The 13,349-nt window shown below is 64.4% G+C and carries 17 protein-coding genes; 6 read left to right on the top strand and 11 right to left on the bottom strand.

Going from position 1 to position 13,349, the window contains the following annotated elements:
• Nucleotides 1–13 precede the first annotated feature (13 nt).
• From ACWGTO_RS15810 to ACWGTO_RS15820, 3 genes are read right to left on the bottom strand one after another with little or no spacing between them, the layout of a single operon-like run.
• A complete protein-coding gene (locus ACWGTO_RS15810; protein WP_454575752.1) occupies nt 14–916 on the bottom strand; it encodes an SDR family oxidoreductase in 903 nt (300 codons plus the stop codon).
• Nucleotides 913–2,067 (bottom strand): tRNA epoxyqueuosine(34) reductase QueG, encoded by a 1,155-nt coding sequence (queG, locus tag ACWGTO_RS15815; RefSeq protein WP_454575753.1) that lies wholly within the window; start codon nt 2,065–2,067, stop codon nt 913–915. The genes ACWGTO_RS15810 and queG overlap by 4 nt, the downstream gene beginning before the upstream one ends.
• Nucleotides 2,048–2,740 (bottom strand): glutathione S-transferase family protein, encoded by a 693-nt coding sequence (locus ACWGTO_RS15820; protein ID WP_454575754.1) that lies wholly within the window; start codon nt 2,738–2,740, stop codon nt 2,048–2,050. Before ACWGTO_RS15820 ends, queG begins: the two co-directional genes overlap by 20 nt.
• 168 nt (nt 2,741–2,908) lie before the next feature.
• Between ACWGTO_RS15820 and ACWGTO_RS15825 the strand changes: the two genes are divergently transcribed.
• Nucleotides 2,909–3,715 (top strand): undecaprenyl-diphosphate phosphatase, encoded by an 807-nt coding sequence (locus tag ACWGTO_RS15825; protein WP_454575755.1) that lies wholly within the window; start codon nt 2,909–2,911, stop codon nt 3,713–3,715.
• Nucleotides 3,716–3,817: 102 nt separating this feature from the next.
• On the opposite strand, the gene ACWGTO_RS15830 is transcribed toward ACWGTO_RS15825, so the two are convergent.
• Together ACWGTO_RS15830 and rsmI are read right to left on the bottom strand one after the other, a co-directional pair.
• Nucleotides 3,818–4,195: a YraN family protein gene (locus ACWGTO_RS15830; protein ID WP_454575756.1), complete on the bottom strand. Its 378-nt coding sequence runs from the start codon at nt 4,193–4,195 to the stop codon at nt 3,818–3,820.
• Nucleotides 4,188–5,084 carry a 16S rRNA (cytidine(1402)-2'-O)-methyltransferase gene (gene rsmI, locus ACWGTO_RS15835; RefSeq protein WP_454575757.1) on the bottom strand — a complete coding sequence of 299 codons (897 nt, stop codon included), beginning with the start codon at nt 5,082–5,084 and terminating at the stop codon, nt 4,188–4,190. The genes ACWGTO_RS15830 and rsmI overlap by 8 nt, the downstream gene beginning before the upstream one ends.
• 175 nt (nt 5,085–5,259) lie before the next feature.
• Between rsmI and ACWGTO_RS15840 the strand changes: the two genes are divergently transcribed.
• Both ACWGTO_RS15840 and ACWGTO_RS15845 read left to right on the top strand, forming a co-directional pair.
• Nucleotides 5,260–5,445 (top strand): hypothetical protein, encoded by a 186-nt coding sequence (locus ACWGTO_RS15840; protein WP_454575758.1) that lies wholly within the window; start codon nt 5,260–5,262, stop codon nt 5,443–5,445.
• Nucleotides 5,446–5,452: 7 nt separating this feature from the next.
• Nucleotides 5,453–5,641, top strand: a complete 189-nt coding sequence (locus ACWGTO_RS15845; protein WP_454575759.1) for a hypothetical protein — start codon at nt 5,453–5,455, stop codon at nt 5,639–5,641.
• A 289-nt stretch (nt 5,642–5,930) separates the two neighbouring features.
• On the opposite strand, the gene ACWGTO_RS15850 is transcribed toward ACWGTO_RS15845, so the two are convergent.
• The 5 genes from ACWGTO_RS15850 to rph all read right to left on the bottom strand — a co-directional run bounded on the left by ACWGTO_RS15850 (nt 5,931) and on the right by rph (nt 9,379).
• A complete protein-coding gene (locus ACWGTO_RS15850; protein WP_454575760.1) occupies nt 5,931–6,254 on the bottom strand; it encodes a low molecular weight protein tyrosine phosphatase family protein in 324 nt (107 codons plus the stop codon).
• A gap of 4 nt (nt 6,255–6,258) precedes the next feature.
• Nucleotides 6,259–7,416 (bottom strand): radical SAM family heme chaperone HemW, encoded by a 1,158-nt coding sequence (gene hemW, locus ACWGTO_RS15855; protein WP_454575761.1) that lies wholly within the window; start codon nt 7,414–7,416, stop codon nt 6,259–6,261.
• A 1-nt stretch (nt 7,417) separates the two neighbouring features.
• Nucleotides 7,418–8,065 carry an RdgB/HAM1 family non-canonical purine NTP pyrophosphatase gene (gene rdgB, locus ACWGTO_RS15860; RefSeq protein WP_454575762.1) on the bottom strand — a complete coding sequence of 216 codons (648 nt, stop codon included), beginning with the start codon at nt 8,063–8,065 and terminating at the stop codon, nt 7,418–7,420.
• Nucleotides 8,065–8,475: a VOC family protein gene (locus ACWGTO_RS15865; protein ID WP_454575763.1), complete on the bottom strand. Its 411-nt coding sequence runs from the start codon at nt 8,473–8,475 to the stop codon at nt 8,065–8,067. Before ACWGTO_RS15865 ends, rdgB begins: the two co-directional genes overlap by 1 nt.
• A gap of 187 nt (nt 8,476–8,662) precedes the next feature.
• Nucleotides 8,663–9,379 (bottom strand): ribonuclease PH, encoded by a 717-nt coding sequence (rph, locus tag ACWGTO_RS15870; RefSeq protein WP_023687552.1) that lies wholly within the window; start codon nt 9,377–9,379, stop codon nt 8,663–8,665.
• Between the two features lie 215 nt (nt 9,380–9,594).
• Here rph and hrcA point away from each other — a divergent pair, with 215 nt between their 5' ends.
• The 3 genes from hrcA to ACWGTO_RS15885 all read left to right on the top strand — a co-directional run bounded on the left by hrcA (nt 9,595) and on the right by ACWGTO_RS15885 (nt 12,367).
• Nucleotides 9,595–10,680 (top strand): heat-inducible transcriptional repressor HrcA, encoded by a 1,086-nt coding sequence (hrcA, locus tag ACWGTO_RS15875; RefSeq protein ID WP_454575764.1) that lies wholly within the window; start codon nt 9,595–9,597, stop codon nt 10,678–10,680.
• Between the two features lie 36 nt (nt 10,681–10,716).
• Complete coding sequence (locus ACWGTO_RS15880) at nt 10,717–10,917, top strand: hypothetical protein (RefSeq protein ID WP_181059937.1); 201 nt, start codon at nt 10,717–10,719, stop codon at nt 10,915–10,917.
• A gap of 106 nt (nt 10,918–11,023) precedes the next feature.
• On the top strand, nt 11,024–12,367 hold the full coding sequence (locus ACWGTO_RS15885; protein ID WP_454575765.1) for a PQQ-dependent sugar dehydrogenase: 1,344 nt from the start codon (nt 11,024–11,026) through the stop codon (nt 12,365–12,367).
• Here ACWGTO_RS15885 and ACWGTO_RS15890 read toward each other — a convergent pair.
• On the bottom strand, nt 12,346–13,290 hold the full coding sequence (locus ACWGTO_RS15890; RefSeq protein ID WP_454575766.1) for a hypothetical protein: 945 nt from the start codon (nt 13,288–13,290) through the stop codon (nt 12,346–12,348). The genes ACWGTO_RS15885 and ACWGTO_RS15890 overlap by 22 nt on opposite strands.
• Nucleotides 13,291–13,349: the final 59 nt, after the last annotated feature.

Below are 13,349 nucleotides of genomic sequence, written 5' to 3' on the forward strand. Positions count from 1 at the left end.
CGCTTGGTTTCGATCACGGTCGCTTCATAGGGCTGCGCGGCTCGCCGTCGCGCCAGGTCCCATCGGCCCACATCCGGTCGAATGCCTGGCGATAGTCCGGAAAGCGGAACCGATAGCCCTCGGCCTTGATCGCGGTGTTGGCGACGCGCTTGTTCTCGCCATAGAAGGACCGCGCCATGGGCGAAAGTTGGGCGGTCTCGAAGGGAATTTCCGGTGGCGGCTCGACGCCCATCAGCGATGCGGCATAGGTGACGACATCCTGCGGTGGCGCCGGCTCATCATCGGTGACGTTGAAAATGCCTGATAAGTTGCCCTCGGCGAGATGCCACAGCGCGCCGGCAATATCGTCGCAATGGATGCGGTTGAAGACCTGGTCGGGCTTGACCAGCCGCCGTGCGGTGCCATTCTCCAGATTGATCAGCGCATTGCGGCCCGGCCCGTAAATGCCGGAAAGCCGCAGGATTGCCACCGGCTTGCCGATCTGCCCGCCAAGCTCCAGCCACTCCTGCTCGGCCGCCACCCGCATGGCCGAGCGTTTCGACACCGGCCGGCAAGCGGCCGTCTCATCGACCCAGGCGCCGTCATAATTGCCGTAGACGCCAACGGTCGAGAGATAGCCGATCCATTCAAGCGCCGGCATCGCCGCAATCGCCTGGCGCGCCGCATTGAGCACGGGGTCCCCGGCCTCTTCCGGGGCGACCGAGATGACGAGATGGGTCGTTTTCTCCAGCGCATCGCCGATTTCGCCCGTCAGCGCGCCGTCGAACAGCAACGGCGCAATGCCGGCCCGTTTGAGCGATTCGAATTTTTCAGCCGAGCGCGTGGTGCCGAAAATCGTCACCGTTTCCGTGTTCGCCCGGGCAAACGCCTTGCCCGAATAGCCGGCGCCGAAGATGAAGATCTGCTTTTCGCTCATGCATGCGCCTCAATTGGCAGCGCGGACAGCCATTCGTCCCGCACTGTAGCCTCGGTTTCGCTTTTCAAGCTGATGGCGGCCAGCTCCCTGAATTCGTCAGCCGGCGCCAGCCGGGCCAGCGCCCAGATGGCAGCACCCCGCACCAGCGGCGACGGATCGTCCAGCAAGGCGCGGACCGGATCGGCCAGCGAAACATCGGCGGAATTGCCGGCGGCGGTCAGCACATTGCGGACAAAGCGGTCGCGGCCGATGCGCTTGATCGGCGAGCCCGAGAAGAAAGCCCTGAACGCCGCGTCGTCCAGACTCAGCAGCTCGGCCAGCGGCGGCTCGCGCAATTCGTCGCGCGCGGCAAGCTTTGCTTCGGAGGCGGCGCGGGCGAACTTGTTCCATGGACAGGCGGCCAGGCAATCGTCGCAGCCATAGATACGGTTGCCCATCTTTTCGCGGAATTCGCGCGGGATCGGGCCTTTGCTCTCGATGGTGAGGTAGGAAATGCAGCGCCTGGCATCGAGCCGGTAGGGTGCCGGAAAGGCATCGGTCGGGCAGGCATCGAGGCAGGCGCGGCAGGAGCCGCAATGGTCTATCTCGGCTGCATCGGGTGCCAATTCCGCTGTGGTGAAGATGGTGCCGAGGAACAGCCACGAGCCGTGCTCGCGGCTGACCAGATTGGTGTGCTTGCCTTGCCAGCCGAGCCCGGCGGCCTCGGCCAGCGGCTTTTCCATCACCGGTGCGGTATCGACGAAAACCTTCACGTCGCCGCCGGCCCGCGCCACGATCTTGCCGGCGATCTCCTTCAGCCGGCCCTTCATCACCTCGTGATAGTCGCGGTTTTGCGCATAGACCGAGATCGCGCCGCGATCGCGTCTTGCCTGCAGCGCACGCGGATCGTGGTCCGGGCCGTAATTCATCGCCAGCACGATGATCGAGCGCACGTCGGGCCACAGCGCCGAGGGTTCGCTGCGGCGCTCGAGCGTCTCGGCAATCCACGCCATCGAGCCATGAAAGCCGTCGGCGACGAATTCGGCCAGACGTGCGGGCGCCAGCGGGATTGCATGGGGGGTGGTGACGGCGATCGCATCGAAGCCGGCGCGCCGCGCCTCGGCGTCGATCAGCGCGCGCAAGGTTTGGCTTTTAGAAGTCGAGGTCCGCATAATGCGACACCGGCGACAGGCCGCGCACCCGGTCCGAAAGCAGCGGCCGAAACGACGGCCGCGATTTCACCCGCGTGTACCATTCGCGCGCGGCGGCGTGCTCGCGCCAGTCGATCTCGCCGAGATAATCCAGCACCGACAGCGTCGCCGCTGCCGCGAGGTCGGCATAGGTCACCTTGTTGCCGGCCAGCCAGTGGCGGGTGCCGGCCAGCCAGTTGGTGTATTTCATATGTTGGCGGATGTTGGCGCGGGCAGCACGGATCGCCGCCGAATCGGGCGAGCCACCGCCCGCCGTTTCCGGCATGACCGGCTTCAGCACGCGCTCGCGCACCAGATGCCGGGTCACTTCGCTCTCGGCCTTGTTGAGATACCAGTCGGTCAGCCGGCGGATTTCCGCGCGTTGCATCGGGTCCTCGGCAAACAACCGTTTGTCGCGTTTCAGCACGCCGCGCGTCTCGTCGAGATATTCGGCAATCACCATGGCGCCGACGATCGGCACGTCGCCCTCGGCAAGCAGGATCGGCAAGGTGCCGGCCGGGTTCAGCGCCAGAAACTCCTTGCGCCGCGTCCACGGCTTTTCCTCGATCAGCGCCAGCTCCTCGCCATACTCGCCAAAGGCGAGGCGAACGAAGCGGCAGGTGGCGAACATCGGATGATGGAAAAGCGTCAGCATGGTTCCGCGATAATTAAGCGCACTGGCGAATCGCAGGGCGCACCGGTAAGTCTTGGCGGCCCGTCATGCGACCGTCACGGTGTTGCGACCTATAGGGGGACTTCCACGCCGTGACAAGCAAGCCCTTTGCTAGTCGTTTCCTTCCGTCATTTGAATGCCGAGGTTGCCATGGATAGCCACACCATCGTCGAAGCCCTGCTGCTCGGCCTGCTCGAGGGGCTGACCGAGTTCATCCCGGTCTCCTCGACAGGCCACATCCTGCTCGCCGGCCATTTCCTCGGCTTCCATTCCACAGGCAAAGCTTTCGAGATCCTGATCCAGCTCGGCGCCATCCTGGCGATCCTCAGTGTCTATTTCCGCCGCTTGTGGCAGATGCTGCTCGACCTGCCGCATGACCGGCTGACGCGGCATTTCGTCCTCGGCATCCTGATCGCCTTCCTGCCGGCGGCCATCATCGGCGCGCTGGGGCATGATTTCATCAAGACCGTGCTGTTCGAATCGCCAAGGCTGATCTGCATCATGCTGATCATCGGCGGCGTCGTGCTGCTGGTCGTCGACCGCATGAAGCTGCAGCCGGTCTACCGCGACGTCGAGCGCTTCCCGACAAGGCTTTATCTGCAGATCGGCCTGTTCCAGTGCCTGTCGCTGATCCCCGGGACGTCGCGTTCCGGCTCGACCATCGTCGGCGCGCTGCTTCTGGGCGTCGACAAGCGGGCGGCCGCGGAATTCTCCTTCTTCCTCGCCATACCGACCATGGTCGGCGCCTTCGCCTTCGACCTCTTCAAGAACCGCAACGTCTTGACCACGGCCGACCTGCCGATCATCGCCATCGGCTTCGTCGCCGCCTTCGTCACCGCGCTCTTCGTCGTTCGCTTCCTGCTCGATTACGTCTCGCGCAACGGCTACGCGCTGTTCGGCTGGTGGCGCCTGGTGGTGGGCGGCGTCGGGCTGGTGGCGTTGATGGTTTGGGGGTGAGGAGCGGTCCGCGCAGCGGACGGAAAGCCAACTGCTTGGCTTTCCGAGCGACGAACGCCCTGAGCCAGCGAAGGGCGTTCAACGCTTGTCAGTAAGCCGCCCTCAACCCCTTCCATAAAACGCATTCTCGACATGCACCGGCCAGCGCCAGGGCAGCACCGCCACCATGTCGAACCGCATCGACAGTTTTCCATAGTCCGGCTGCCGCGACAGCCAGATGTCGGCGGCGCCCTCGATGCGGCGTTCGGATTCGTGGCCGATCGCCTCCATTGCTTCCATCAGCGTGCGCCGCGCCTTGACCTCGACGAACAGCACGAGATCGCCGCGCTTTGCGATCAGGTCGATTTCGCCGAAGCGGGTGCGATGGCGGCGCGCGAGAATCCGGTAGCCCTTCAGCATCAGCGCCACTGCTGCCAGCCACTCGCCGCGATGGCCGCGCCGATAGGCTTTCTGGCGGCTGGCGCTCGGGCGCTTAGCCATCGCCGGCATCCTTGAGTTCGAGCAAGCGCCGGTAAAGCGCCTGTTTCTGCCCGCCGGTCATTTTCGCGGCTTCCGCCGCCGCCTTCGAGGCCGGCATTTCGGCGGCCAGCGACAGAAGCAGCCGGTCGATGTCGGCGGGTTGGTCGGCCTTTGCCTCGGCCGGGCCGACGCAAATGACGATCTCGCCCTTCGGCGTGTCGGCCGCGGCATAGTGGTCGGCCAGCGCCTGCAACGTTCCGGTGCGCATTTCCTCGAAGGTCTTGGTCAGCTCGCGGCCGATCGCGGCTTTCCGCTCACCGCCCATCGCCTCGACCATGGCGACCAGCGTCTCTGCCAGCCGGCGCGGCGATTCGAAGAAGATCAGCGTCGCCGGCACCGCCTTGAACGTTTCCAGCTTGGTCAGCCGCTGCCCGGTCTTCACCGGCAGAAAGCCGGCGAACAGGAAGGCGTCCGACGGCAGGCCAGACGCCGTCAGCGCCGCCAGCGGCGCCGATGGGCCGGGGATCGGCACGACGCGCAGGCCGCGCTCCTGAGCCTCGCCGACCAGCCTGTAGCCGGGATCGGAGATCAGCGGCGTCCCGGCATCCGAAATCAGCGCCACACTCTGTCCGGCCTCGAGCGCTGCGATCAGCTTCGGCCCGGCCTCGCCGGCATTGTGTTCGTGATAGGCAGTGGTACGGCGGCGGATGCCGTAGCGGTCGAGCAGCACGCGCGACACGCGGGTGTCCTCGCAGGCGACGATGTCGGCGGCGGCCAGCGTTTCCAGCGCGCGCAGCGTGATGTCGGCGAGATTGCCGATCGGCGTCGCCACCAGATAGAGCGCTGGCTCGAGCGGCCGGACCGGCATCTCGGTCTGGCCGATCACATAGCTGCGTTTTTCGCCGGTCACCGCTCACATCTCCGTTCAGCCCTGTTTGGCATGGCGCAGGCGCGGTTGCAAAACGCCCGGCGTCCGGGCCCGAACCTCACGTCGATGTAATCCGGCCGCCATGTCTTTGCCATAGTAGGGAACGAAACCGTGGCCGGCGGATTGAATACCTGAGTCTCTTGAGGAGGAGGACAGGATGGACAGCCTGAAATTGCAGGACGTTTTCGAGCCCTACTATGCCGGGCGCAAGCGCGTGCCCACACCGAAGGACAAGCGTCTGCTTGCCAAGAGCGACACCAGGGCCACCACCCTTTTGCCGACGAATGTCAGGCTTTCCGACAATCAGCCCGATAACCTGCAGAGCAGCACGACGGAGCACTGACCGGACGATGCCCAATCGCTTTGATATCTTCATCACCCGTCTTGAAACCAAGAGCGCCAGAGAAGGCGTGCAGCCGCATCCTATGAACGACCAGCACAGCGTCCGCCGCGACAAGGCCGACGCCAAGCCGGCCCGACCAGGCGACGCTCATGCCGAAAAGGACCGCGGCAAGCGCCGCTTCAAGCACGACGCTTGATCGCACAGAAACGCGCACCATCAGAAGCGCAATCTGCAACGCTTGGCGATTGGCTTCGCCATCCGCGCCCTTCGTCATCCACGGGCGGAGCAAGGAGCGTAGCGACGCGGCGCAGACCCGAGGATCCATTCCGTGACGTTGAAGCGTTGCGGCGATCCAGAATTCTGCACCGCCGCACTCTTCGGCTGATGTAACGGAATGGATCCTAGGGTCTGCGCGACGGAGCTTCGCTCCTGCTCCGCCCTAGGATGACGACCGCGTGGTTGATACGCCGCCTGGAAGAAACCCACTAACCCAGGAATCGCGTTACCCTCACTTCGAGCAATCGGACCAGCTCCGCATCCATGAATTCATAGTCGTCCGGAATGTCGAGGCAGATCACCCGCGCCTTCTTCAGGCTTACCTTGAACTTCTTCTGCAATTTGGTGCGGTGCGCCTTTTCCATGACGAAGATGATGTCGGCCCAGGCCACCAGTTCATGCGTCAGCGGCGTGTCGGCGTCGTGATTGGTCCCGGCCGAGGCAACCGCGACATCCGGGCGCTTGGAAAACACCTGCTCGGCGGTCGGGCTGCGCAAGCGGTTCTGGCTGCAGACGAAGAGGACGTTCTTCAAGGGATTACCGCGCCAGATCCGCCACCACGGCGTCGAGCACGATCATGCCGGCCGGCGTGGCGCGCAGGCGGGCGTTGCCGATCGGCGCCACGAGCCCTTCATCCTGCAGCACGGTCAGTCGCGCGCTCGACAGGCCGCGTCCGGAAAACGCTTCGTAGCGCGAAAGGTCGATGCCCTCGGCCAGTCGCAATCCCATCAGCAGGAACTCGTCGGCCTCCTCCGAGCGCGTCAAGACCTCGCCGCCGGTGACGCCATGGCCTTTGGTTTCGACCAGATTGGCCCAGGTTTCCGGCATTCGCTCGGCGATGGTGACGGTGCGGTGGCCGTTCTCGATGAAACGGCCATGTGCGCCCGGCCCCACGCCGACATATTCGCCGTAGCGCCAGTAAGTCAGATTGTGACGGCTCTCGGCGCCCGGCCTGGCGTGGTTGGAAATCTCGTAGGCCGGCAAGCCATGCGAGGCGGTGACCTCCTGCGTCAGGGCATAGAGGTCGGCCGCCCGGTCATTGTCGGGAATGGTGAATTTGTGTGCCGCATGCAGCGCATGGAACGGCGTGCCTTCCTCGATGGTCAGCTGGTAGAGCGACAGATGATCGGCGGCGTGGCCGATCGCCTGCTCGAGCTCCGCCTGCCATGCGTCGAGCGTCTGGCCGGGGCGCGCGTAGATCAGATCGAAGGAAAGGCGCGGAAAAATCTCGCGCGCCAGTCCAATGGCATGCAACGCTTCGTCGACATTGTGCAGCCGGCCGAGGAAGCGCAAATCCTTGTCGTTCAGCGCCTGCACGCCGAGCGACACACGGTTGACGCCGGCGGCGCGATAGCCACGAAAACGCTCGGCCTCGACCGAGGACGGGTTGGCTTCAAGCGTCACCTCGATGCCATCAGGGACCGTCCAGTTCTTCGCCACGGCGTCCAGCACCGCCGCCACCGTCCGCGGCTGCATCAGCGACGGCGTGCCGCCGCCGAGAAAGATGCTGGTGACGTCGCGTGGCCCGGTGCGCGCCCGCATGGTCGCAAGCTCCGTTTCGAAGGCGCGGGCAAAGCGTTCCTGGTCGACCGGCTGGTGGCGGACATGGCTGTTGAAGTCGCAATACGGGCATTTGGCCGCGCAGAACGGCCAATGGATATAGACGCCGAAGCCCGGGCTGCGATCCAGCGGCATCTCAGACCGAACCAAGCCGCGCGCGGGCGAACTTCTGGAAGGCGCGGGCGCGGTGCGACAGCGCGGTCGGCTGGCCGGGCTTCCAGCCGTGCTTTTTCTCAGCGCTCATCTCGCCAAACGTCTTGTCGAAACCGTCGGGCAAAAACACCGGGTCGTAGCCGAAACCGAGTTCGCCGCGCGGCGGCCAGACCAGTGTGCCTTCCGCCTCGCCGCGATAATATTCGGCCTCGCCATCGGGAAAGGCGAGGCAGATGACGGCGACGAAGCGGCCCTTGCGCTGCGCCGGCTGGGCGGCGCCAACCTCCTGCAAGGCAACTTCCGTGCGCTGCATGGCCATGCCGAAATCGCGCGTGCCTTCCGGGGTTTCGGCCCAGTTGGCGGTGTAGACGCCGGGCGCGCCGTCGAGCGCATCGACGCAGAGGCCCGAATCGTCCGACAGCGCCGGCAGGCCTGTGGCTTTAGCCGCCGCAAAAGCCTTGATGTAGGCGTTTTCCTCGAAAGTTGTGCCGGTCTCGTCCGGCTCCGGCAGGCCGAAGTCCTTGGCCGACTTCGCCTCGAAGCCGAACGGACCCATCAAATCGGCGAATTCACGCAGCTTGCCTGCATTGTGGCTCGCGACGACAATCTTTTTTCCATCGAGAGAATGCATCAAAGGCCCCAGATCCGTGGCTCGGCGAATTCGATCGAATTGCCCGAGGGGTCGCGTATGTAGATCGAGCGTCCGCCTTGCGGCCATTCGAATTCGCTTTCGATGGCGATCTTTTTCGCCTGGAGGTGTTCCTTCCAGCCCGCAAGCTCGTCGGCGCTCGCGGCAAAGCAAAGATGGCCCTCGCCGACCGTGCCATGCGGCGGCACTTTCAGCCGCGCATCGGGCGCCGGAGGGATTTTTGTGGCTTCGGCGTTGAAGAGGAGGAGAACGCCAGCGCCGCAGCGGAAGAAGACGTGACGGTTCTCGACTTTGCCGAGTGGTTCGAGGCCTATCACATCGCGGTAGAAGGTTTCGGCGGCATGCAAGTCGGTGACGTAGAGGGCCGATTCGAGAATAGCGGAGGGCTGCATCAGGCACCCCCCTCTGGCCTGCCGGCCATCTCCCCCGCAAGGGGGGAGATTGGCAGTCCCGCTGACAACGCTTCAACGTTAATGGTTGGCGAAACCCAAGGCGACATCCGATCTCCCCCCTTGCGGGGGAGATGCCCGACAGGCCAGAGGGGGGTGTGCAGGATCGCCAACGTCATCCCATTCAATGTCAGGCAACAGCCATCTGCTGCAAGCTGACCAGTCGCTGAATGCCCTTCTTCGCGAGTCCCATCAGCTCCGCGAACTGCCCTTCGGAGAAAGGCTCGCCCTCGGCGGTGCCCTGGATCTCGACGATGCCGCCCTTGCCGGTCATGACGAAATTGGCGTCGGTGCCGGCGGACGAATCCTCGACATAGTCGAGGTCGATGACCGGCTGGCCGTCATGGATACCGCAGGAAATCGCCGCGACATGGTCCTTCAGCACCTTGGCAACGCTAGCCATCTGCCGCGCTTCCATCCAGCGCAGGCAATCGTAAAGCGCCACCCAGCCGCCGGTGATCGAGGCCGTGCGGGTGCCGCCATCGGCCTGGATGACATCGCAGTCGACGGTGATCTGCTGTTCGCCCAGCGCCTGCAAATCGACGACGGCGCGCAAGCTGCGGCCAATCAGCCGCTGGATTTCCAGCGTGCGGCCGCCTTGCTTGCCGGCCGAAGCCTCGCGGCGCATGCGTTCGCCGGTCGAGCGCGGCAACATGCCGTATTCGGCGGTCACCCAGCCCTTGCCGGAATTGCGCATCCAGCCCGGTACTTTTTCCTCCAGGCTTGCCGTGCACAGGACGTGCGTGTCGCCGAATTTCACCAGGCACGACCCTTCGGCGTGCTTGGACACGCCGCGCTCGAAGGAGATGGCGCGCATTTCGTCGGCTTGGCGTTTGGAGGGGCGCATCGAGGCCTCTTTCTGTTCTTTTTGCGGTTGCGTCGGCGGCTTGTAGACGCATGCACGCCATGGCGCAAAGGAAAATGGCCGCAAGCGCGGCGCGCCGTGACCGCAAGTGCGGCACCGGGCGATCGCAAGAGCGACACTGGCGACCGCAAGTGCGGCACCGGGTTGCGCGGGGGTGATGGAAGTCTATATCCTTGGGGCGGAGGTTTTTGGCCCGAATGACCAAGGCAGTCACCGAACCCAGTCTGCTGGCGCCCGCGCTGCAGTCGCTCGACATGCGCTCGCGCGACATCTTCCGGCGCATCGTCGAGTCCTATCTGAAGGACGGTGAACCTGTGGGATCGCGCAGCCTGTCGCGCATCCTGCCGTCGTCTTTGTCGCCGGCCACCATCCGCAACGTGATGAGCGACCTCGAACATCTCGGCCTGATCTATGCCCCGCACATCTCGGCCGGGCGCCTGCCGACACAGACCGGCCTGCGCTTCTTCGTCGACGCCTTCATGGAGCTCGGCGATCTCTCCGACGAGGAACGCCGTGTCATCGAGGCGCAGGTGCGCGCCTCCGGCTCGGGCGCCACGCTGGAGCACATGCTGACCGAGGCCAGCCAGATGCTGTCGGGCATGTCGCGCGGCGCCGGCCTGGTGCTCGCCACCAAGAACGAGGTGGCGCTGAAGCACATCGAGTTCATCCAGCTCGAGGCGACCAAGGCGCTGGCCGTGATGGTGTCGCAGAACGGCGATGTCGAGAACCGCGTCGTCGACCTGCCGGCCGGCATCACCGTCTCGCAGCTGCACGAGGCCTCCAATTTCCTCAACGCCCATATCAGGGGCCGCACGCTGGCCGAGGCGCGCATCGAGATCGCCCGCATCAAGGACGAGACCAGGGCCGCCCTCGACACGCTGTCGCAGGATCTGGTCGAGAAAGGCCTGGCGGTGTGGGCCGGGGCCGACAGCGGCCTGCCGGCGCGCCTCATCGTGCGCGGCCGCGCGAATCTGCTCGAAAACGTCACCGCCCAGGCCGACATCGAATTGCTCAGGCACCTGTTCGAGGATCTGGAGACGCAGGACGGACTGATCCAGCTGCTCGACCTCGCCGAAGAGGGGCCGGGCGTGCGCATTTTCATCGGTTCGGAAAACAAGCTGTTCTCGCTCTCCGGCTCGTCGCTGGTGGTGGCGCCCTACCGCGACAAGGACGCTCGCGTCGTCGGCGCGCTCGGCGTCATCGGCCCGACCAGGCTGAATTATGCCCGCATCGTGCCGATGGTCGACTACACTGCCCAATTGATTACCCGGATGTTGAGATAATTCCAAAGCCGGGATCACCGCAAAGGAGGGCGCAGAATGGCGCTTGAATCGTTCAAGGCCCAGATCAGTATGCTGCTCGAGGAAATGGTCAACCAGCCTGAGGACGAGCACGAAATCCAGGAGCAGCTGCGTGAAAAGCTCCGCGAAATGCGTGCCATGGGCCTGCCGCTGCCGGACGATCTGGTGAAGCTGGAAAAGCGTCTCGATGACGACCTTGACGTCGAAGAGGAAAGTTGAGTGGCTCTACCTCAAATCTGTGCGCGCACGCTTCTCATTTGCGGCACACGCACAATATCTCCTCTTTGCATGACGCGCCGACCGGTGTGAATTCGAGGAGGACAGCATGATCCGGAGTGCCGGCTTGGCGGGCCTTGCCCTGTTTCTGGCCACCAGCGCCTTCGCCCAGGACCAGCCGTTGCTGACCGGCAAGGACGCTTTCGGCGATTGGAAGGCCGACAGACCGGGCGTGCGCCGTCTGATCAAACCGGATGATCTGAAAAAGCCCTATCTCACCGAATCCGCCTCCAACGGCCCCGGCGTTGGCGATCGGCCGGAAGGCGCCAAGCCTGTCCTGCCGCCCGGCTTTTCGGCCGAATTGATCGCCTCCGGCATCGCCAATCCGCGCGTCGTGTGCGTGGCGCCGAATGGTGATTTGTTCGTCGCCGACAGCGATGCCAACCAGGTCCGCGTCTATCGGCTGGCCAAGGGCAGTGCGAAGCCGGCCGAGGACAGCATTTTCGCCGGCGATCTCAACCAGCCCTACGGCATCGCCTTCTATCCGCCGGGCGACAAGCCGCAATGGGTCTATGTCGCCAACACCGACAGCGTGGTGCGTTTTGCCTATCGCGACGGCGACCTGAAAGCCTCAGGCGAAGCGGAGACAATCGTCTCCGAGATCCCGCCGGGCGGCCACTGGACCCGCGACATCGCCTTCTCGCCCGACGGCAAGACGCTGTATGTCTCGGTCGGTTCTAAATCGAATGTCGCTGAGGGCATGGGGAAGGAACCGCGTGGCGGCCTCGACGCCTGGGCCAAATCCATGCCTCCAGGCGCCGCCTGGGGCCGGGAGGGCGGCCGCGCCGACGTGCTGGCCTTCGATCCCGACGGCAAGAATGGACGCATCGTCGCCACCGGCCTGCGCAATTGTTCGGGCATGACTGTGCAGCCGGCAACCGGCGCGCTCTGGTGCGTCGTCAACGAGCGCGATGGGCTGGGCGACAATGTGCCGTTCGAATACGCCACCTCGGTCAAGGACGGCGCCTTCTATGGCTGGCCCTGGTACTATATCGGCGCCAATGAGGATCCACGCCACAAGGGCGCGCGGCCTGACCTCGCCGGCTCGGTCACCGTGCCCGACGTGCTGATGCAGGCACATTCGGCGCCGCTCAACATCGCCTTCTATGACGGCGGCAATTTTCCAGCCGAGTATAGGGGCGATGCCTTCGTCGCCCTGCACGGCTCATGGAACCGTGGTGTGCGCACCGGCTACAAGGTGGTGCGGCTGAGATTCAGCGACGGCAAGCCGACCGGCGAATATCAGGATTTCATGACCGGCTTCGTCCTCTCCGATGATGCGGTCTGGGGCCGACCGGTCGGCGTGGCGGTAGCCAGGGACGGCGCGCTCATCCTCACCGAGGACGCAAACGGCACCATCTGGCGCATCACTCATGTCGACGGGCCGTCCTGAGCCGATTGATTTGGCAAAGCGCTGCCCCAGTGCACGTCCCGATGGATCGCCTTGGGATAGGTATGGATCACCTCCGCCGATGAGACGCGGTCATCGAAACCGGTATCCCTGAGATTGAAGAGGCCGACCGAGCCGAACGACTTCTTCGCCCCTTGCGCGAAGCGGCTGTCGCTGAAGTCGTGTTCGTAGAGCGTCACCGTGGCGTGGCCATCCTTGAGCTTCGGCACGTAAACACTGCTGATCGTGTCGTTGGCGACGCCCAACTGGTTGACGTTGAAGCGATAGACGTCCTGCACCATGCGCCGGGCCGCATTGCCGTTGATCATCCAGTATTCACGGCGCGATGCGCGGTTTCGGTCGACAAGCTTGAGCGCTGCCTTGCGGCCAAGCCCGAGCCAGTGCTCGAATACCATCACCTCGGCGCCCCACGGGTAGGGATAGTTGGACTTGTCGACGATGCGCGGCACGCCGCTGTCGGGGATCTCATTGGTGTCGACATAATCCAGCCATTGCAGCTGAAACGACGCTTCGACGTTGAGGTCGGTGTTGCGCGGATCGGCAGCAATGATGCGCCAGTCGGACACCGGCGGATATTTTGTGTCGAGGTCGATGGTGAATTCGCCCTTGGCGGAATCGTCAGGGTCCGGGGCGTCGCGCTCCAACGCGACCAGCCGCACCTTGAAGCGGTTGTTGACGACCAGCGGATAGATCATCGGACGAACCGGATGGGCGCAGGGGTTCCGGCTGTCGGTGAAGTAGCCGGGCGCAGGCACGATATCGCTGGCGCCCTTGTCGAACAGGCTGAAAGCCTGCCGCCCCTCGAACCACAGGTACCATTCCAGCTCGTGGACGTGACCGCGCGCTTCCGAATAGTTGTTGGGCATCCATTGCATGAACTGGATGTGAAGTCGTTTCGCCAGCATGGCTGGCTCCTGCCGGTGTAGCCGCGCAACAGCGTAGCTATTAAGGATTGCAACGTGCG

This window comes from Mesorhizobium sp. PL10, assembly GCF_053714315.1.